17 protein-coding genes and 1 pseudogene are annotated in these 19248 nt (G+C 60.7%); 11 read left to right on the top strand and 7 right to left on the bottom strand.

The genetic code is table 11. The features are described from left to right. Nucleotides 1–8 precede the first annotated feature (8 nt). The 5 genes and pseudogenes from HB680_RS33155 to ftsY all read right to left on the bottom strand — a co-directional run. Nucleotides 9–107 (bottom strand): annotated as a pseudogene (locus tag HB680_RS33155) (metal ABC transporter ATP-binding protein); the annotation flags it as partial. Between the two features lie 71 nt (nucleotides 108–178). After that, on the bottom strand, nucleotides 179–1033 hold the full coding sequence (rpoH, locus tag HB680_RS28685; RefSeq protein WP_003176698.1) for an RNA polymerase sigma factor RpoH: 855 nt from the start codon (nucleotides 1031–1033) through the stop codon (nucleotides 179–181). Between the two features lie 113 nt (nucleotides 1034–1146). Beyond that, complete coding sequence (ftsX, locus tag HB680_RS28680; protein WP_213941693.1) at nucleotides 1147–2169, bottom strand: permease-like cell division protein FtsX; 1023 nt, start codon at nucleotides 2167–2169, stop codon at nucleotides 1147–1149. Beyond that, complete coding sequence (ftsE, locus tag HB680_RS28675; RefSeq protein WP_201190075.1) at nucleotides 2166–2837, bottom strand: cell division ATP-binding protein FtsE; 672 nt, start codon at nucleotides 2835–2837, stop codon at nucleotides 2166–2168. Before ftsE ends, ftsX begins: the two co-directional genes overlap by 4 nt. Beyond that, nucleotides 2834–4354, bottom strand: a complete 1521-nt coding sequence (gene ftsY / locus HB680_RS28670) for a signal recognition particle-docking protein FtsY (RefSeq protein WP_213941692.1) — start codon at nucleotides 4352–4354, stop codon at nucleotides 2834–2836. The genes ftsE and ftsY overlap by 4 nt, the downstream gene beginning before the upstream one ends. 344 nt (nucleotides 4355–4698) lie before the next feature. Here ftsY and HB680_RS28665 point away from each other — a divergent pair, with 344 nt between their 5' ends. The 7 genes from HB680_RS28665 (at nucleotide 4699) to HB680_RS28635 (ending at nucleotide 12996) form a co-directional block, all read left to right on the top strand. Beyond that, a complete protein-coding gene (locus HB680_RS28665) occupies nucleotides 4699–6054 on the top strand; it encodes a pitrilysin family protein (RefSeq protein WP_213941691.1) in 1356 nt (451 codons plus the stop codon). Further along, nucleotides 6047–7537: a pitrilysin family protein gene (locus tag HB680_RS28660; protein WP_213941690.1), complete on the top strand. Its 1491-nt coding sequence runs from the start codon at nucleotides 6047–6049 to the stop codon at nucleotides 7535–7537. The genes HB680_RS28665 and HB680_RS28660 overlap by 8 nt, the downstream gene beginning before the upstream one ends. Beyond that, nucleotides 7537–8145, top strand: coding sequence for a 16S rRNA (guanine(966)-N(2))-methyltransferase RsmD (gene rsmD / locus HB680_RS28655; protein WP_213941689.1), 609 nt, complete (start codon nucleotides 7537–7539; stop codon nucleotides 8143–8145). Before HB680_RS28660 ends, rsmD begins: the two co-directional genes overlap by 1 nt. Before the next feature lie 116 nt (nucleotides 8146–8261). Continuing rightward, nucleotides 8262–9608 (top strand): pitrilysin family protein, encoded by a 1347-nt coding sequence (locus HB680_RS28650; protein WP_213941688.1) that lies wholly within the window; start codon nucleotides 8262–8264, stop codon nucleotides 9606–9608. Then, nucleotides 9601–11079, top strand: a complete 1479-nt coding sequence (locus tag HB680_RS28645) for a pitrilysin family protein (RefSeq protein WP_213941687.1) — start codon at nucleotides 9601–9603, stop codon at nucleotides 11077–11079. Before HB680_RS28650 ends, HB680_RS28645 begins: the two co-directional genes overlap by 8 nt. Before the next feature lie 74 nt (nucleotides 11080–11153). Beyond that, a complete protein-coding gene (locus HB680_RS28640) occupies nucleotides 11154–12152 on the top strand; it encodes a hydrolase (RefSeq protein WP_213941686.1) in 999 nt (332 codons plus the stop codon). A gap of 4 nt (nucleotides 12153–12156) precedes the next feature. After that, nucleotides 12157–12996, top strand: coding sequence for an AraC family transcriptional regulator (locus HB680_RS28635; protein WP_213941685.1), 840 nt, complete (start codon nucleotides 12157–12159; stop codon nucleotides 12994–12996). 128 nt (nucleotides 12997–13124) lie between these two features. On the opposite strand, the gene HB680_RS28630 is transcribed toward HB680_RS28635, so the two are convergent. Further along, complete coding sequence (locus HB680_RS28630; protein WP_213941684.1) at nucleotides 13125–13979, bottom strand: sulfurtransferase; 855 nt, start codon at nucleotides 13977–13979, stop codon at nucleotides 13125–13127. Between the two features lie 33 nt (nucleotides 13980–14012). Next, on the bottom strand, nucleotides 14013–14684 hold the full coding sequence (locus tag HB680_RS28625; RefSeq protein WP_213941683.1) for a TetR/AcrR family transcriptional regulator: 672 nt from the start codon (nucleotides 14682–14684) through the stop codon (nucleotides 14013–14015). Between the two features lie 147 nt (nucleotides 14685–14831). Between HB680_RS28625 and HB680_RS28620 the strand changes: the two genes are divergently transcribed. From HB680_RS28620 to coaD, 4 genes are all read left to right on the top strand, one after another. Further along, the gene (locus HB680_RS28620; RefSeq protein WP_213941682.1) at nucleotides 14832–16262 is read left to right on the top strand and encodes a coniferyl aldehyde dehydrogenase; all 1431 of its coding nucleotides are present in this window, start codon (nucleotides 14832–14834) and stop codon (nucleotides 16260–16262) included. Between the two features lie 28 nt (nucleotides 16263–16290). Next, nucleotides 16291–16836 (top strand): twin-arginine translocation pathway signal protein, encoded by a 546-nt coding sequence (locus tag HB680_RS28615; RefSeq protein WP_213941681.1) that lies wholly within the window; start codon nucleotides 16291–16293, stop codon nucleotides 16834–16836. A gap of 154 nt (nucleotides 16837–16990) precedes the next feature. After that, complete coding sequence (locus HB680_RS28610; RefSeq protein WP_213941680.1) at nucleotides 16991–18586, top strand: GMC family oxidoreductase; 1596 nt, start codon at nucleotides 16991–16993, stop codon at nucleotides 18584–18586. Between the two features lie 115 nt (nucleotides 18587–18701). Continuing rightward, nucleotides 18702–19181, top strand: coding sequence for a pantetheine-phosphate adenylyltransferase (gene coaD, locus HB680_RS28605; RefSeq protein WP_123509806.1), 480 nt, complete (start codon nucleotides 18702–18704; stop codon nucleotides 19179–19181). Nucleotides 19182–19248: the final 67 nt, after the last annotated feature.

Below are 19248 nucleotides of genomic sequence, written 5' to 3'. Positions count from 1 at the left end.
AAGATCCCCTGTGGGAGCGAGCCTGCTCGCGAATGCGGTGTGTCATTTGGCAATGATGTTGACTGACACGCCGCATTCGCGAGCAGGCTCGCTCCCACAAAGGTTATGCGTTGAGCACAGAAACAAAAAACGCCCCGATCATCACTGATCGGGGCGTTTTTTATTGCCGGTGCGCAGGTTAAGCGGCGATCGACAACTTGAGCTTGTTCATCGCGCTTTTCTCAAGCTGACGAATTCGCTCGGCCGACACGTTGTACTTCTGCGCCAGGTCGTGCAGCGTGGCTTTTTCTTCTGCCAGCCAGCGCTGGTAGAGGATGTCACGGCTGCGGTCGTCCAGCACTTCCAGCGCTTCGTGCAGGTTGTGGTTGGAGTTGTCGCTCCAGTCGGCATCTTCCAGTTGACGGGCCGGGTCGTACCGGTGGTCTTCCAGATAGTTGGCCGGCGATTGGAAAGCGCTGTCGTCATCCGCTTCTGCGGCCGGATCGAAGGCCATGTCATGGCCGGTCAGGCGACTTTCCATCTCGCGCACTTCCCGCGGCTCTACGCCGAGGCTTTCCGCCACACGGTGGACTTCCTCGTTGTTCAGCCACGCCAGACGTTTCTTCTGGCTGCGCAGGTTGAAGAACAGCTTGCGTTGGGCCTTGGTGGTCGCGACTTTCACAATGCGCCAGTTGCGCAGGATGAACTCGTGAATTTCCGCCTTGATCCAGTGCACAGCGAACGAAACCAGGCGCACACCCATCTCAGGGTTGAAGCGCTTCACGGCCTTCATCAGGCCGACGTTGCCTTCCTGGATCAGGTCAGCCTGGGCCAGGCCGTAGCCGGAATAGCTACGGGCAATGTGTACGACAAAACGCAGGTGGGCGAGCACCATCTGCCGAGCCGCCCCCAAATCCTGCTCATAATAGAGACTCTCGGCCAGTTCACGCTCCTGCTCCGGTGTCAGCAATGGAATGCTGTTCACCGTGTGCACATAGGCCTCCAGGTTTGCGCCTGGGACCAGAGCATAAGCAGGTTGCAAAGAAGTGGTCATACGAAAAAACCTCCGACTTACATAACTCGTGCAGTTCAGCACTGCGAAAATTGACCGGAAACCGTAGGACAAGTTCCCATAAAAACCGAAAGGTCAATACGCGCAAAAAGATACTACTTCGGCGCCAACTCCCTGAGATGACGTGCGACTGCAATCCATGCACCGATATAACCCAACAGCACCGCGCCAAGCAAGAGCGACAGACCATCGGCAACTGGCACTCCGGCCAGCGCAAAATTACTGCCGTACAAGCCGGCCAAACCAACCACTGCGTCGTTCAGCCAGTTCAGGCCGAACGCCAGGACGCCCCAGGAAAGAATCCCCGCACCGAAGCCATATAACGCGCCCATATACAGAAAGGGCCTGCGCACATAGCTGTCCGTGCCGCCGACGAGTTTAATCACTTCTATCTCTGTGCGGCGGTTTTCAATATGAAGACGAATGGTATTGCCTATCACCAAAAGTAATGCAGACACCAAAAGCACGGTCAGACCGAAGACAAACCGGTCGCCGAGCTTGAGGATGGCGGCCAGACGCTCGACCCAGACTAGATCAAGTTGTGCCTGTTGTACCTTCGGCAGCTCGGAAAGTTTTTGTCGTAATGCTTCAAGCGTCGGCTTGTCGACCTCGTTCGGCGTCACCAACACCACGCCCGGCAGCGGGTTTTCCGGCAGCTCCTTGAGCGCCTCGCCCAGACCGGACTGCTGCTGGAACTCTTCCAGCGCCTGATCACGACCAACGTATTCAGCATCAGCAACGCCGGGCATGCCTTTGATCTGCTCGCGCAACGACTCGCCCTGTTCCGGGCTGGCGTTGAGTTCCAGGTACAGAGAAATCTGCGCCGCACGCTGCCAGGAACCGCCCAACCGCTCGACGTTATTCAGCAAAAGTGACAGCCCCATCGGCAAACTCAGGGCCACCGCCATCACCATGCAGGTGAAAAAGCTACCGATCGGCTGCTTGCCCAACCGGCGCAGACTGTCCAGCAGGCTCGCGCGATGGCTTTCGATCCAGGCACGCAACAACGTGGCGAAATCCGGGCCGTCGTCATCGTCGCGCTTTTTCTTTTGCGGTTGCGGGTCAGCAGCTTTCGGGGCTACACGCTCGGAAACCTTGGGACTGCGTGTCGCACTCATACGCCGGCCTCCCCGTCACCAATCAATCGGCCACGCTGCAAGGTCAGCATGCGGTGGCGCATGCGGGCGATGAGGGCCAAGTCGTGACTGGCGATAAGCACGCTGGTGCCCAGACGGTTGATGTCTTCGAACACGCCCATGATTTCGGCCGCCAGGCGCGGGTCGAGGTTACCGGTCGGTTCGTCCGCCAGCAGCAAGGCAGGGCGGTGAACGATGGCGCGGGCAATGCCGACGCGCTGTTGCTGACCGGTGGACAGGTCGCCAGGGTACAAATCGGTTTTATCCGAAAGCGCCACGCGCTCCAGGGCCGAATCAACACGCTTGGCAATCTCGGGCTTCGAAAGACCCAGAATCTGCAACGGCAGTGCGATGTTATTGAACACCGTGCGATCGAACAACAACTGGTGATTCTGGAACACCACGCCAATCTGCCGGCGCAGATAAGGAATCTGCGCATTGCTGATGGTGCCCAGGTCTTGCCCGGCCAGCAGCAATTTTCCGGTGGTCGGACGTTCCATGGCCAGCAACAGCCGCAACAAGGTGCTTTTACCGGCACCGGAATGGCCGGTGACAAACAAGAATTCGCCCCGACGGACTCGAAAGCTCAGCTCATGCAAGCCGACGTGACCGTTCGGGTAGCGTTTACCGACCTGTTCGAAACGAATCATGAACGCTCCCGCTCGGCAAACAATGCCTGGACAAAGGGTTCTGCTTCAAAGGTACGCAAATCATCGATGCCTTCACCGACGCCGATGTAGCGGATGGGCAAGCCAAACTGCTTGGCCAGGGCGAAAATCACCCCGCCCTTGGCGGTGCCGTCGAGTTTGGTCAACGCCAGGCCCGTCAACTGCACGGTCTGGTTGAACTGCTTGGCCTGGTTGATGGCGTTCTGACCAGTACCGGCGTCAAGCACCAGCAGCACTTCGTGCGGCGCGTCGACGTCGAGCTTGCTGATGACGCGGCGAACCTTTTTCAGTTCTTCCATCAGGTTGTCTTTGGTGTGCAGACGACCGGCGGTGTCGGCGATCAGCACGTCGATGCCACGGGCCTTGGCGGCTTGCACGGCGTCGAAGATCACCGAAGCCGAATCGGCGCCAGTGTGCTGGGCGATCACCGGGATCTTGTTGCGCTCACCCCAGACCTGCAATTGCTCCACGGCAGCAGCACGGAAGGTGTCACCGGCGGCGAGCATGACTTTCTTGCCTTCCAGTTGCAGCTTCTTCGCCAGTTTGCCGATGGTGGTGGTCTTGCCGGCGCCGTTGACGCCGACCACCAAAATCACGAACGGCTTGTTCTGCGAAGTGATTTTCAGCGGCTGCTCGACGGGCTTGAGCATCGCTGCCAATTCCGCTTGCAGGGATTTGTACAGCGCGTCGGCGTCGGCCAACTCTTTGCGCGCGACTTTCTGGGTCAGGCGCTGAATGATCACCGACGTCGCCTCGACGCCCACGTCGGCGGTCAGCAGACGGGTTTCGATGTCTTCGAGCAGCTCGTCATCAATGATTTTCTTGCCGAGGAACAGGCTGGCCATGCCTTCGCCGATGCTGGCGCTGGTCTTGGACAGGCCTTGCTTGAGACGGGCAAAGAAACCGGCCTTGGTTTCTTCGGTGCGCGGCGACTCGGCCGGGGTTTCGACGATGGCGACGGGAGCATCAACAATGGGTGCCACGATCGGTGCAAGCTCTGGCGCTTGAACAATCGGCGCAACAGGCGCTACGAAGGCCGGCACTTCTGGCTCTGGAACAACAACCGGAACAGGCTCAGCCACGAAGACGGGCGCTACAACCGGTTCAACCACCGGCACATGAACCGGCTCAGGGGTAAACGCAATCGGCGCTGGAATCGGCGGCGTGACGTGCGGTGCCAGCTCGTCTTCAACCAACGCCACCGGCTCTTCCGCCACAGGCAGTGTCAACCATGGCTCAGCGGCTGGCGTCAGCGGCAACTCGGCCGCAACTTCAACTTGAGGCTCAGGTTCAGGCTCAACCGGTTGCAACACCGGCTCGACGCTCGGCAGAACGATCGGTGCCGGCTCTTCTTCTATTACCGGTGCAGGAATGGGCTCAGGAGTGGGTTGTGGCTGTTCGACGACGGTTTCCTGCGGCTTTTTGCGCAGCCATCCGAACAGGCTTTTCTTCTCGCCAGCCGCAGCTGGGGTCTTCTTGTCGTCGTTGGAACCAAACATGGAGGACGGCTATCTCACGGTAGCGACGCGCCAAAGGGCGCCCCGGCAAATAAATATTCGATGCTGAACAGACTGCAATTGACCCAGCTTGTTCACGCGCAACAATTTGTCGAAGTGCCAACGGCACCTCAAAGGTCGACTAATACCAAGGACTGGACCGGCATCGTCGGCGAAAACGCAGAGTTTAGCTGACAAACTCAAAGCTTCTGCCGGGAACCCATACAACCTGCGGACCGATAAAAGGTTCACAGGCGTGGCCGCCAGTAAAACGGACCGTTATCCTAGCACCCTCTCGCCCGCTGACGCTAAGAACAAGCGGGCAGCTCAACAGGTTTAAAAAACGAATGAATGCTCTAGCCCGCCGCGCTGCTGGCCTGCTGTTCAGCACAGTTTGTCTGCCCCTCTCGGCCCTGGCTGCCGATCCGCAACCCACCCACGAATTCACCCTCGACAACGGCTTGAAGGTCGTCGTGCGCGAAGACCATCGTGCGCCGGTGGTGGTTTCCCAGGTCTGGTACAAGGTCGGCTCCAGCTACGAGACCCCGGGGCAGACCGGCCTGTCCCACGCCCTGGAACACATGATGTTCAAGGGCAGCGAGAAAGTCGGTCCCGGCGAAGCGTCGCTGATCCTGCGCGACCTCGGTGCCGAAGAGAACGCCTTCACCAGCGATGACTTCACGGCCTATTACCAAGTGCTGGCCCGCGATCGCCTGGGCGTGGCCTTCGAGCTCGAAGCCGACCGCATGGCCAACCTGAAATTGCCGGCCGACGAGTTCAGCCGCGAGATCGAGGTTATTAAAGAAGAACGTCGCCTGCGCACCGACGACAAGCCGATGTCCAAGGCCTACGAACGCTTCAAGGCCATGGCCTACCCGGCCAGCGGCTATCACACGCCGACCATCGGCTGGATGGCTGACCTGGACCGCATGAAGGTCGAAGAACTGCGCCACTGGTACAAATCCTGGTACGTGCCGAACAACGCCACGCTGGTGGTGGTCGGCGATGTCACCCCGGATGAAGTCAAAGCCCTGGCCCAGCGCTACTTCGGCCCGATCGCCAAGCGCGACGTGCCACCGGCGAAAATTCCGATGGAATTGGCTGAGCCCGGCGAACGGCAGATCACCCTGCATGTGCAAACCCAACTGCCGAGCCTGATGCTGGCCTTCAACGTGCCGAGCATCGCCACGGCTGAAGACAAACGGTCGGTGAATGCCCTGCGCCTGATTTCGGCCCTGCTCGACGGCGGCTACAGCGGGCGCATCCCGACGCAGCTGGAGCGTGGCGAAGAGCTGGTGTCCGGCGGTTCGTCGAGCTACGACGCCTACACCCGGGGCGACAGCCTGTTCACCCTGTCGGCCAGCCCGAACACGCAGAAGAAGAAAACCATCGCCCAGGCCGAGGCCGGTCTGTGGAAATTGCTCGAACAGCTGAAAACCACCGCGCCGTCGGCTGAAGAACTGGAGCGCGTGCGGGCCCAGGTCATTGCCGGTCTGGTCTACGAGCGTGACTCGATTACCAGCCAGGCGACCGCCATCGGTCAACTGGAAACCGTCGGCCTGTCGTGGAAACTGATGGACACCGAGCTGGCCGACCTGGAAAGCGTCACCCCCGAAGACATCCAGAAGGCCGCCAAGCTGTATTTCACCCGCGAACGTCTCAGCGTCGCCCATGTACTTCCACTGGAGACGACTCATGAGTGAGCGTAAAAAACCGCGCCTGGCGCTGATCGGGCTGATCCTCGTGGCGTTGATCGGCTCGGCAACGGTTTACCTGTTGCGGCCCGATGACTCCAAGGCCAGCGAAGCCCTCGACAAAGCCAAGTCCACCCAGAAGCTGCAATCCCTGGCCGAACTCGACGGCAAGGCCCCAAGCCACCGCAACATGAACGTGCAGACCTGGACCACCGCCGAAGGCGCCAAGGTGCTGTTCGTCGAGGCCCGGGAACTGCCGATGTTCGACATGCGCCTGATCTTCGCCGCCGGCAGCAGCCAGGACGGCAACGCACCGGGTCTCGCCCTGCTGACCAACGCCATGCTCAACGAAGGCGTGGCCGGCAAGGATGTCGGCGCCATCGCCCAAGGCTTTGAAGGCCTGGGCGCGGACTTCGGCAACGGTGCCTATAAAGACATGGCGGTGGCGTCGCTGCGCAGCTTGAGTGCCGTGGACAAACGCGAGCCAGCCTTGCAGTTGTTCTCTGAAGTCATCGGCAAACCGACCTTCCCCGCCGACTCGTTCGCGCGTATCAAGAACCAGATGCTCGCCGGTTTCGAATACCAGAAACAGAACCCCGGCAAACTGGCCGGCATCGAGTTGATGAAGCGTCTGTACGGCGATCACCCTTACGCCAACTCCAGCGACGGCACGGCGCAAACCGTTCCGGCGATCACCCTCGCCCAGCTGCGCGCTTTCCACGAGAAAGCCTATGCGGCCGGCAACGTGGTGATTGCGCTGGTGGGCGATCTGTCCCGCGCCGAGGCCGAGGCGATTGCCGCGCAAGTCTCCGGCGCCCTGCCAAAAGGCCCGGCCCTGGCGAAAATCCCGCAACCGACCGAACCCAAGGCCAGCGTCGGCCATATCGAGTTCCCATCCAAGCAGACCAACCTGATGCTCGCGCAACTGGGCATCGACCGTGATGACCCGGACTACGCGGCACTGTCCATGGGTAACCAGATCCTCGGCGGCGGTGGCTTTGGCACCCGATTGATGAGCGAAGTGCGCGAGAAACGTGGCCTGACCTACGGCATCTATTCGGGCTTCACCCCGATGCAGGCTCGCGGTCCGTTCATGATCAACCTGCAGACCCGCGCCGAAATGAGCGAAGGCACCCTGAAACTGGTGCAGGACGTGCTCGCGGATTACCTTAAAACCGGCCCGACCGAGAAAGAACTCGACGACGCCAAGCGTGAACTGGCCGGCAGCTTCCCGCTGTCCACCGCCAGCAACGCCGATATCGTCGGCCAACTCGGCGCCATGGGTTTCTACAACCTGCCGCTGAGTTATCTGGAAGACTTCATGCAGCAGTCCCAGAGCCTGACCGTCGAGCAGGTCAAGAACGCACTGAACAAACACCTGAGCACGGACAAAATGGTCATCGTCACCGCTGGCCCGACCGTGCCGCAAAAGCCGTTACCGGCCCCATCTGATAAACCCACCGAGCAGCCGCTCGGGGTTCCGGAGCATTAATGGCCACTCGTCCAAAAAAACCTGTTCACAACGTGCACAACGGCGTGAACCAACTGCGCATCATCGGCGGTGAATGGGGCAGCCGAAAGCTGAGCTTCCCTGACGCGCCGGGCCTGCGTCCGACACCGGACCGGGTGCGTGAAACGCTGTTCAACTGGCTCGCGCCGTACATCGCCGGGGCCAAGGTGCTGGACCCGTTTGCCGGCAGCGGCGCGTTGTTCCTCGAAGCCCTTTCCCGTGGCGCCGCCATGGGCCAGGCGCTGGATGCCAGCAACATTGCAGTGTCCAGCATCAAGGAACACCTCGGCACCCTGCGCTGCACCACCGGCCAGGTGCAGACCGCCGACGCCCTGCGCTACCTGGAAACCCAGGTTGCGACGGCGTACGACGTGGTGTTCCTCGACCCGCCGTTCAACCAGGACCTGTTGCCGGGCGTTTGTGCCTTGCTCGAAGAGCGTCAGTGGCTGGCCGACGACGCCTGGGTCTACACCGAAAGCGAAAACGCGCCATCGGCGCTGGGTTTGCCGGGCAACTGGCGCCTGCACCGGGAGCAGAAATCCGGGCGCGTTTACTACGCGTTGTGGCAGCGCAGTCCGTTGGCAAGCTAAACCCGCCATCCCATGAAGCAACCCGGCCCGTGCGGTAAATAATTACCGCCAACGGCCTCGTCCGATTCTCCACAGTGGTTTACGCAATTTTTGTAAACCACTGAGGATGAACACGGATGAACATCGCTCGCAGCAGGATGCTGCTCTTTACCTGGCTACTGCCGTTCACGGCACTGGCCGAACCCGCGCAACCCACCCACGAATTCACGCTCGATAACGGCCTCAAGGTCGTCGTGCGCGAGGACCATCGCGCCCCCGTGGTGACTTCGCAACTCTGGGTCAGGGTCGGCTCCAGCGGCGAACCGCCGGGAAAATCCGGCCTGTCTCACGCCTTGGAACACATGCTTTACAAGGGCAGTAGCAAGACCTGCTCCGGCGAAGCTTCGGCGATTCTGGACAACCTTGGCGCGTCACAAAACGCCTTTACCGACAAGGACGTGACCACTTACTACCAGACCCTGCAACCGCATCAACTGGGCGTCGCTTTCGAGTTGATGGCCGACATGATGTCCACCGCGCACCTGCGCGCCGAGGATTTCATTCCGGAACTGGCGGTCATTCAGGAAGAACGTCGGTTTCGGGTCGATGATGATCCAGACGGGGTCGCACACGAGCGCCTCACGCGCCTGGCCTTCCCGGCCAGCAGCTACGGCGCACCGATCATCGGCTGGATGCACGACTTGCAGCACCTGACCGCCGACGACCTGCGCCACTGGTATCAAAGCCGCTACGCCCCGGGTAACGCCACGCTCGTTATTGTCGGGGACGTGACACTGGAAAAAGTGCAGCCCCTGGCCGAGCGTTACTTCGGCGCCCTCCCTGCCAAACCATTTGTCACCACCCGCCCCCCCCCCCTGGAACTGGCCGATCCCGGCGAGCGCAAAATCATCCTGCACCAGGCGATTTCCGCGCCTCGGCTGAGCATGTCGTTCAACGTTCCGAGCCTGGCCAGCGCCGAAAACCGTCGCTCGGTGCACGCGCTTCAACTGCTCGAGACCTTGCTGGCCGGCTCGAACAGCGCCCGCCTGAATAAGCGCCTGCAATTCACCGAAAGGTTGTTTTCGGGCATTTCATCCAGTTACAACCCGTTGTATCGCGGCGACAGTCTTTTCACCCTCAACGCCCAGCTCAACACTCAAAGCACCGCCAGCCTTGAACAGGCACAGGCGCAGATCTGGACGCTGCTCGACGAACTCAAGGCTACCCCGCCCGACAGCGTCGAACTGGAACGCGCCCGTACGTTGCTGATTGCCCGGCAAATCTATAACCGCGATTCCATCGAAAACCAGGCGGATCACCTCGGTGGGCTAGAGAGCATCGGCCTGTCCGGGCGGCTGATGGACGAGGACGTCAATGAACTGAACCGGGTGACCCCGCAAGACATTCAGCAAGTCGCGCAGACCTACCTGACCCGCCAACGCCTGAGCACCGCCCATGTTCTCGTGGAGAAAACCCATGAATAAATTCACCTGCGTGACGCTGGGACTCTTAGTCCTGGGTGGCCTGCAAGGCTGCCTCGCCTTGGCCGACACCGAGCCGCAGCAACCTGCCGCTATCGAACCCTCACGCCTGCAATCCCTGGCAGAGCTGGACGAACAGGCAGTCACCCCGCGCGCCCTGAAAATTCAAGGCTGGAAATCGCACTCAGGCGGCAAGGTGTTGTTTATCCGCACCCCGGAACTGCCGATGTTCGACCTGCATGTGAGCTTTCCTGCCGGCAGCGCGCAAGATGGCACCCATCCCGGATTGGCGGCAGCAACCTTCAGCCTGCTCAATGAAGGTGTGCCGGGCAAGGATCTGTCAGCGATCATGGAAACCCTGGATGGCCTCGGGGCGAAACTCGGTATGAGCATCGAGCAGGACCGCGCCTCTTTTTCCCTGCGCAGCTTGTCGGCCACCGAACAGCGCGATCCGGCCCTGTTGCTGCTTACGCAGATCCTGGGCCAGCCATTGCTGAGTGAGGAAGCGTTGGTCAACGTCAAAAAAGAACTGACCAATCTCCTCAAGGCCCGGCAGCAGGACCCCGATTCACAAATCGCCCACGCCATGAATGAGCTGCTGTTGCCGGGGCACCCATATGCCCAGCCGATTTACGGTACGGAACAAAGTGTGGAGCTGCTCTCCCGGGAACAGGTCCAAGCGTTTCATCGACAAGCCTATGCCGGAGCTAACGCGGTAATCACGCTGGTCGGCGACCTGACACTGGAACAAGCCCAGAACATGAGCTTGCAGGTTTTCAATGCGCTGCCCGTCGGCACCGAAATGGCATCGGTGACGCCAGTCCCGCGCCGACAAGACGCGACAGCATCGCGCCATATAGAACGCCCTTTGACCCAGACGCAAATTTTGTTGGGTCAGCCTGGGGTGACACGCCAACATCCCGATTACGTAGCGCTGACCGTGGCCCACACGATTTTCGGCGGACAGAAAGTCTCTTCCCGATTGATGACAGAACTCAGGGAAAAACGCGGACTGACCTACGCGGTGCAACTGAAGACAGCTTTCTTGCAAGAGGGCGGCACAGCCATCATCCGTATGAAAACCAGCCCGCAGTTCAGCGATGGCGCGGTGAAACTGGTGCAGTCGATGTACCGCGATTACTTGCAAACGGGTCCGACCCAGCAGGAACTCGACGATACCCTGCGCCAACTGCGCAGCACCAGCGTGCTCAACAGCGCCAGCAACTCGCAGATTCTTTCCCGGCTGGTCACGATCAACCAACACGACTTGCCCCTTGACCTGGATTTTTCACTCGAGCAAGCCCAAGCGCTGACCGTTGCGCAAATCAAAGAGGCCTTGAACAGACACTTTGATGCGGACCAATGGTCGGTGGTGACGTTGGGCCCGACCGTGGAACAACTGCCTTTGCCTCTGCCTGCCAGCGAAGTGCCGAAGAGCATGTGTCGCGCCGAGACGGGGTTTGTGGCAAGTTAGTTTCTTTGGACATCGGTGGCCGGGCCTGGTTTGTCAGCCTTGCCGCCGACTGGTTTACCTTTCAGAGAAACATCGTGCTCCCGCCCAGTAAACGCTTCACCCCGGCCTTCGGGCTCAGTAACCCGCACTTGCAAACCTTGTGGGGACCGCTTTGGCGCAAAACCACGCATATCGAACGCGAACGTGAACGTCTGTGGCTCGAGGATGGCGATTTCCTCGACCTCGACTGGCACGGCCCGCATACCGCCACGGCGCCGTTGGTGCTGGTGTTGCACGGGCTGACCGGATCGTCGAACTCGCCTTATGTGGCGGGCCTGCAAAAAGTCCTCGGGGATCAAGGTTGGGCCAGCGTGGCGTTGAACTGGCGCGGCTGCTCGGGCGAACCCAATTTGTTGCCGCGCAGCTACCACTCCGGCGCCAGCGAAGACCTGGCTGAAGCCATCAAACACCTGAAAGCCAAGCGACCGCTCGCGCCGCTGTATGCGGTCGGCTATTCCTTGGGCGGCAATGTGTTGCTCAAACACTTGGGCGAAACCGGCAGTGGCAGCGGTGTGCTCGGTGCCGTGGCAGTGTCGGTGCCGTTTCGGCTGGACCAGTGCGCAGACCGGATCGGCCAAGGATTCTCCAAGGTCTATCAGGCGCATTTCATGCGTGAGATGGTCGCCTACATCAGGAACAAGCAGCGCCAGTTCCAGCATGACGGACGCAAGGATGGCCTGGCGGCATTGGCGGCCCTGGGGTCGCTGGAAAACATGCGCACCTTCTGGGATTTCGATGGCCGCGTCACCGCGCCGCTGCATGGTTTTGTCGATGCAGAGGATTACTATCGCCGCGCCTCGAGTCGTTATTTCCTTGGGGAAATTCGCACGCCGACCCTGATCATTCAGGCGTCGGACGATCCGTTCGTCTTCCCCCACAGCTTGCCCGACGCCAGCGAACTGTCGGCCTGCACGCAATTCGAATTGCAGGCCAAGGGCGGGCATGTCGGCTTCGTCGACGGCTCGTTCCGGCAACCGGGTTACTACCTGGAACGACGCATTCCCCAATGGCTGACCGCTGCGGGTCGCGAGTAAGGCCATGGACACCGATCAGGGCGAGTCGATTCGCTTTTGGCAAACGGCACCGTTGGCCGGGGTCGAGCTGTTGTCCGCGCGCTACATCGAACACCGCTTCGCGCCCCATGTGCATGACGGTTATGTGATCGGCATGATCATGGCCGGCGCCCAGCGTTATCGCTATCGCGGCGCCGAGCATCTGGCGGACAGCGGCACGCTGGTGTTGATCAACCCGGATGAACTGCACACGGGCCATAAAGGCACGGAAGACGGCTGGTTGTACCGGGCGTTTTATCCGGACAGCGGACAGATTCTGTCGCTGTTGGCCGAGCTGGAATTGCCGACCAACGAATTGCCGGCGTTTGGCGCCACGCTGTACCGCGATCCGGATCTGGTGAAGGGTTTTTGCCAGTTGCACCGTTTGCTGGAGAGCCCGTCCACCGCGCTGCAACAGCAAACGGTCTGGCGGGAAATGATGCTGTCGCTGCTGCAACGCCACGCCGCCGTGCCGATTGCCGGCAAACCCGGCAAGGAACATCGGGCGGTGACCCAGGCCAAGGACTTGCTGCATTCGCAACTGGCGGCGCCACCCTCGCTGGAAGAACTGGCGGCGGCCGTCAACCTGTCGCCCTTCCACTTCGCCCGAGTATTCCGCCGCGCCACCGGCATGCCGCCGCACACCTGGCTGATGCAACAACGTATCGCCCGGGCGCGGGCCTTGTTACAGGGCGGGTGTTTGCCGCTGGAGGTGGCTACGCAGTTGGGATTTGCGGATCAGAGCCATCTGAGCCGACAGTTCAAGCAGGTCTATGGCGTGGGGCCGGGGGCGTATCGCAGTGCTCGAGCTTTCCTCAGGAATTAAGACTGGCGCAGAACCAATGTGGGAGCGGGCTTGCTCGCGAATGCGGAGTGTCAGTCAACTTATTTGCTGAATGACACACCGCATTCGCGAGCAAGCCCGCTCCCACAGGGGATTTGTATGTATGTGGGTTATTCGCCGGTAGCGATGCCCCGCGCCGGCTCATTGATCCACTCACTCCACGACCCGGCATACAACGCCCCCAACGGATAGCCCGCCAGGCATAACGCAAACAGGTTGTGACACGCCGTCACGCCAGAGCCGCAATACGCCACCAGTTCCGTCGGTGAGCGATCAGCGAGTTTCGCCGCAAAGCGCTGCTTGAGCTGATCGGCCGGCAGAAAGCGCCCGTCGCTGCCCAGGTTCTCGGTGAACGCCGCACATTGCGCGCCCGGGATGTGCCCGGCAATCGGATCGATCGGTTCCACTTCACCTTTGAAGCGCGGCAAGGCGCGGGCGTCGAGCAAGGTCAGTGCCGGTTGGCCGAGACGTTGCTGGAGTTGTTCAGCGCTGAGTAACAACGAAGCGTCCGGCGTACCGCTGAAGGTGCCACGCAACACGGAAGGCGCATCGAGACTCAACGGCAACCCGGCTGCGTGCCAGGCTTTGAGCCCGCCATCAAGGATGAACACGCCATCGCGCTTGCCCAGCCAAGCCAGCAACCACCATGCCCGCGCCGCGAAGGCACCGGGACCGTCGTCGTACAAAACCACTTCGCTGTCCGCGTTGATGCCCCAGGCTTGCAGGCGCTCGATCAGGTCTTCGGGCTCAGGCAACGGATGACGCCCGGTGACACCCTTGACGATCGTCCCGCTCAGATCACGCTCCAGATCGGCAAAGCTCGACCCGGCGATATGCCCTTCGGCATAGCTGCGCTGACCGTAGTCCGGGTCTTCCAGGGCAAAACGACAATCCAGAATCACCAGCCCCGGCTGCTCCTTTTTCTGGTCCAACGCTTGCGGGCTGATCAGTTGCGCAATGGGCATAACGGGCTCCTGTGCTTAAGTCGGTGCTTGATCCTACTTCACTTCTTCCAGCGCTTGGGCCAGTGGCACATAAAACTCTTCGAACAGGGCATTGACCTCGTCGCGTGCCTGATCCGTGACAAATCCGGCTTCGAGCACCAGCACCTGATACACCCCGCGTTTGATCGCCTGTTCGCTCAAGTGCTTGGAATTTTCCCGCGTGGTGCACAGGAAACGCACCCAGGACGTGAGGATGATCCAGGCATTGATGGTCAGGGATTCGATCTGCACGCGGTCCATGTTCAGGATCCCGGCCTCGACGAACCCGACATAGATGGCCGTGCCCTGAATCACGCAACGCTGGGAAAAGCGCCGGTAACGGGCGGCCAGGTCCGGGTCGCTCTCGAGCAGATGTTCGAGGTCGCGGTGCAAAAACCGGTAGCGCCACATGGCCGACAGCAGTTCCTTGAGGTAGTAGCGCTTGTCTTCCACCGTGGCGGCGCGGCCCTGGGGTGGGCGCAGGAAGCTGTCGACCAGGGTTTCGTACTCACTGAACAACACGGCGATGATCGCCTGCTTGTTGGGGAAGTGGTAGTACAGGTTGCCCGGGGAAATTTCCATGTGGGCAGCGATGTGATTGGTGCTGATGCTGCGCTCGCCCTGCTGATTGAACAGCTCCAGGCTGTTCTGCACGATGCGCTCGCTGGTTTTGATCCGTGGGGCCATGGCTTGAGCTTTAATTCAGAGTGCGATGACGGTGCATCTTACGGCCTATCCGGCGATGGATAAAACAAAGCTGCGTCAGGAAGTCATTTGACTTTATAGAGCATAGACTCTAAAAAGTCCCTCATTACAATAAATCCGGAGCCGACCATGACTGCCGACATTGCCTACCTGCAGAACCTACAGCAGCCGTTGGACGAGCTCCAGACGTTGTTCGAGGCGCAACGCGCCGCTTATGCCGCCAACCCGATGCCGCCGGCGGCCCAGCGCCAGCAATGGCTCAAGGCGTTGCGTGATCTGTTGAGCAATGAACGCCAGGCGTTGATCGACGCCATCAGCCAGGATTTCAGCCACCGCAGCGCCGACGAAACGCTGCTCGCCGAGCTGATGCCCAGTCTGCACGGCATCCATTACGCCAGTTCGCACCTCAAGGGCTGGATGAAACCGTCGCGGCGCAAGGTCGGTATCGCTTTTCAACCGGCGTCAGCCAAAGTGGTTTATCAGCCATTGGGCGTGGTCGGCATCATCGTGCCCTGGAACTACCCGTTGTACCTGGCCATCGGCCCATTGGTGGGGGCGTTGTCGGCAGGTAATCGGGTGATGCTCAAACTCAGCGAATCCACGCCGGCCACCGGTTTGCTGCTCAAGGCATTGCTCGCGCGGATCTTCCCGGAGGATCTGGTCTGCGTGGTGCTCGGCGAGGCGGATATCGGTGTCGCGTTCTCTCGGCTGCGCTTTGATCACTTGCTGTTCACCGGTGCCACCAGCATCGGCAAACACGTGATGCGCGCGGCGGCCGAGAACCTGACCCCGGTGACCCTCGAACTGGGCGGCAAGTCCCCGGCCATCGTCTCCCGCGACGTGCCACTCAAGGATGCCGCCGAACGCATTGCCTTCGGCAAGACCCTCAACGCCGGACAAACCTGCGTGGCCCCGGACTACGTGCTGGTGCCGGAAGAGCGTGTCGGTTCTTTCGTCGAAGCCTATCGCCAGGCGGTTCGCGGGTTTTATCCGACGCTGGCCGACAACCCGGACTACACCGCCATCATCAATGACCGACAAATGGCGCGGCTCAACGATTACCTCAGCGATGCCACCAGCAAAGGTGCGCTGCTGATTCCGTTGTTCGACCAGGGCCAGGGCCGGCGCATGGCGCATAGCCTGTTGCTCAACGTCAGCGACGACATGACGGTGATGCAGGACGAAATCTTCGGCCCGGTGCTGCCGATCGTGCCGTACAGCGATCTCGATCAGGCGTTTGCCTACATCAATCAACGCCCTCGCCCACTGGCGCTGTACTACTTCGGCTACGACAAGCGTGAACAGAATCGCGTGCTCCACGAAACCCATTCCGGCGGTGTGTGCCTGAACGACACGCTGCTGCATGTGGCTCAGGACGATATGCCCTTCGGCGGCATCGGCGCCTCGGGCATGGGTCATTACCATGGCCACGAAGGGTTCCTGACCTTCAGCAAGGCCAAGGGTGTGCTGATCAAACAGCGCTTCAACGCGGCGAAGTTGATTTACCCGCCGTACGGCAAAGCGATCCAGAAACTGATTCAGAAGCTGTTTATCCGCTAACGCTCCTCACCGCCGGGTAATAACAATAATGAGCCCAAGCCTGTCCGATACACCCGCGCTGTCACGGCGCGGCCTGCTGAAATTCAGCCTGGGCGCCAGCGCCTTCCTGGCCACGGCCGGATTGGGCGCCAGCCTCAGTGGTTGTTCGTCGAGTATCTCCGCTGACGGTTTTGCGATGCTGCGCACCGGTGATTTGCTGTTTTTGCGGGCACTGATTCCGGTGATGCTCGACGGCGCCGTGGCCGTTGAGAAAATGCCGTCCGCCGTCGAAGGCACTCTGAAAACCCTGGATAACGGCCTCAATCATTTGTCGCCGGAAATGCTCAAGCTGACCCGGCAATTGTTCGATGTGCTGGGGATGGCTGTGACCCGCGGGCCGCTGACCGGGATCTGGGGCAGTTGGGAAAACGCGTCCGCCGAAGAGATCCGACACTTCCTCGAGCGCTGGGAAAACAGTTCGTTGAGTTTGCTGCGCATGGGGCACAGCTCGTTACTGCAACTGGTGATGATGGCGTGGTACAGCCGGGCGGAGTCGTGGGCGCACTGTGGGTATCCGGGGCCGCCCACCGTTTAAGACCGAGTCGCCCCCTTCGCGAGCAAGCCCGCTCCCACAGGGTTTGAGTCGTTCACAAATGTGTGGTCCACCTCAAATCCTGTAGGAGCGAGGCTTGCCCGCGAAGACGCCAGCCGCCTCACCATCAAATCCAAAATAAGAAGAGAAACCAAGCATGCCCGTACCCGATCCGTTCCGCGAAGGCCTGGCCCGTGGCTGGAAAACCTACAACGGCGCGCAATTGACCCAGGACCTGACCCTGGAAGCCGACGTGGCGATCATCGGCAGCGGCGCCGGCGGCGGCACCACGGCGGAAATCCTCAGCGCCGCGGGTTACAAAGTGCTGCTGATCGAGGAAGGCCCGCTCAAGACCAGCAGCGACTTCAAGATGCTCGAAGACCAGGCCTACGCCAGCCTCTATCAGGAAGGCATCGGCCGCATGAGCAAGGACGGCGCGATCACCATTCTTCAGGGACGGGCGGTGGGCGGCACCACGCTGATCAACTGGACCTCAAGCTTCCGCACCCCGGATCCGACCCTGGAACACTGGGCCAAGGAACACAACGTCATAGGCCACAGCCCCGCCGAGATGGCGCCGTGGTTCGAGAAAATGGAGCAACGCCTGGGCGTCGCGCCGTGGCTGGTTCCGCCCAACGCCAACAATGACGTGATCCGCAAAGGCTGCGAACAACTCGGCTATAGCTGGCACGTGATCCCGCGCAACGTGCGCGGCTGCTGGAACCTCGGTTACTGCGGCATGGGCTGCCCGACCAACGCCAAGCAATCGATGATGGTGACCACCATTCCGGCGACCCTGGAAAAGGGCGGCGAGCTGCTCTACCTGGCCCGCGCCGAGAAACTGTCGATCAAGGATGGCAAGGTTACCGGCTTGCAATGTGTCGCGATGGATGATCGCTGCGTGGCGCCTACCGGCAAGACCATCACCGTCAAGGCGCGGCATTACGTGCTGGCTGGCGGCGGGATCAACAGCCCGGCGTTGTTGTTGCGTTCCGACGCACCCGATCCGCATAAACGCCTGGGCACCCGGACCTTTCTGCATCTGGTGAACATGTCCGCCGGGCTGTTCGACGAGGTGATCAACCCGTTCTACGGGGCGCCGCAGTCGATCTATTCCGACCATTTTCAATGGCAGGACGGCACCACCGGCAAAATGTCCTACAAGCTCGAAGTTCCGCCGCTGCAACCGGCGCTGGCGGCGACGTTGCTCGGCGGCTTCGGCAAAGAAAACTCGCAACACATGGAAAACCTGCCTCACACCCACGCCATGCTCGCGTTGCTGCGGGACGGTTTCCACCCGGACAGCCCCGGCGGGCGTGTCGAGTTGCGCGGCGATGACACACCGGTGCTCGATTATCAGGTTTCAGCCTACGCCTGGGACGGCTTGCGCCGGGCGTTCCACAGCATGGCCGAGATCCAGTTTGCCGGTGGCGCCAAAGCGGTGATGCCGATGCACGCCGACGCGCGCTACGTAAAATCCATCGCCGAGGCCCGCAGCCTGATCGACGGCTTGAGCCTTGAGCTGTATCGCACGCGCCTGGGCAGCGCCCATGTGATGGGCGGTTGTGCGATGGGGGAAGACCCGCAAAACGCCGTGACGGACAGCCTGGGCCGGCATCATCAGATCAGCAATCTGTCGATCCACGATGGCTCGCTGTTCCCCACCAGCATTGGCGCAAACCCGCAATTATCGGTGTACGGGCTGACCGCGCAACTGGCGACGGCGCTGGCCGAGCGCCTGAAAAATCCATGAAAAACCGCCATATTCCCATCGTCTATAGTGCTTTCTTACCTAACAGGCGACTTTCCCGACCGGGAAGGCTGCGATACCATCCGAGTCCCCAACGGACTCCCGCCAGGACGACGCGATGAACCGAGTGTTGTACCCAGGTACCTTCGACCCTATTACCAAGGGCCATGGCGATCTGGTCGAACGCGCCGCGCGCCTGTTCGATCACGTGATCATTGCCGTCGCTGCCAGCCCGAAGAAAAACCCGTTGTTTCCCCTGGAACAGCGTGTGGAGCTGGCCCGCGAGGTCACTAAACATCTGCCCAACGTTGAAGTCGTCGGCTTCTCGACGCTGCTCGCACACTTCGCCAAAGAGAAGAATGCCAACGTGTTCCTGCGTGGCTTGCGCGCGGTCTCGGACTTCGAATACGAATTCCAGCTGGCCAACATGAACCGCCAGTTGGCGCCGGATGTGGAAAGCCTGTTTCTCACGCCTTCGGAGCGTTATTCGTTTATTTCCTCGACGCTGGTCCGTGAAATCGCAGCCCTGGGCGGCGATATCACCAAGTTTGTCCACCCGGCGGTGGCGGACGCCCTCACCCAGCGGTTCAAGAAGTAGGAGCTGCCGAAGGCTGCGATCTTTTTGGGCTGACACCCCCATTTGCGCAGCCACCGCAGACCGCTAT

This window comes from Pseudomonas sp. dw_612 (assembly GCF_018449725.1).
Lineage (GTDB): Bacteria > Pseudomonadota > Gammaproteobacteria > Pseudomonadales > Pseudomonadaceae > Aquipseudomonas.
The sequence above is the reverse complement of the archived record's forward strand: the minus strand, read 5'-3'. Positions and strand labels throughout refer to the sequence as shown.

Coding starts and splice junctions, on each gene's coding strand:
- HB680_RS28610 (WP_213941680.1), top strand. CDS start 16,991: ATGCCCGTACCCGATCCGTTCCGCGAAGGCCTGGCCCGTGGCTGGAAA.
- ftsE (WP_201190075.1), bottom strand. CDS start 2,837: ATGATTCGTTTCGAACAGGTCGGTAAACGCTACCCGAACGGTCACGTC.
- HB680_RS28650 (WP_213941688.1), top strand. CDS start 8,262: ATGAACATCGCTCGCAGCAGGATGCTGCTCTTTACCTGGCTACTGCCG.
- HB680_RS28630 (WP_213941684.1), bottom strand. CDS start 13,979: ATGCCCATTGCGCAACTGATCAGCCCGCAAGCGTTGGACCAGAAAAAG.
- HB680_RS28615 (WP_213941681.1), top strand. CDS start 16,291: ATGAGCCCAAGCCTGTCCGATACACCCGCGCTGTCACGGCGCGGCCTG.
- rpoH (WP_003176698.1), bottom strand. CDS start 1,033: ATGACCACTTCTTTGCAACCTGCTTATGCTCTGGTCCCAGGCGCAAAC.
- coaD (WP_123509806.1), top strand. CDS start 18,702: ATGAACCGAGTGTTGTACCCAGGTACCTTCGACCCTATTACCAAGGGC.
- HB680_RS28660 (WP_213941690.1), top strand. CDS start 6,047: ATGAGTGAGCGTAAAAAACCGCGCCTGGCGCTGATCGGGCTGATCCTC.
- HB680_RS28620 (WP_213941682.1), top strand. CDS start 14,832: ATGACTGCCGACATTGCCTACCTGCAGAACCTACAGCAGCCGTTGGAC.
- ftsX (WP_213941693.1), bottom strand. CDS start 2,169: ATGAGTGCGACACGCAGTCCCAAGGTTTCCGAGCGTGTAGCCCCGAAA.
- ftsY (WP_213941692.1), bottom strand. CDS start 4,354: ATGTTTGGTTCCAACGACGACAAGAAGACCCCAGCTGCGGCTGGCGAG.
- rsmD (WP_213941689.1), top strand. CDS start 7,537: ATGGCCACTCGTCCAAAAAAACCTGTTCACAACGTGCACAACGGCGTG.
- HB680_RS28625 (WP_213941683.1), bottom strand. CDS start 14,684: ATGGCCCCACGGATCAAAACCAGCGAGCGCATCGTGCAGAACAGCCTG.
- HB680_RS28645 (WP_213941687.1), top strand. CDS start 9,601: ATGAATAAATTCACCTGCGTGACGCTGGGACTCTTAGTCCTGGGTGGC.
- HB680_RS28635 (WP_213941685.1), top strand. CDS start 12,157: ATGGACACCGATCAGGGCGAGTCGATTCGCTTTTGGCAAACGGCACCG.
- HB680_RS28665 (WP_213941691.1), top strand. CDS start 4,699: ATGAATGCTCTAGCCCGCCGCGCTGCTGGCCTGCTGTTCAGCACAGTT.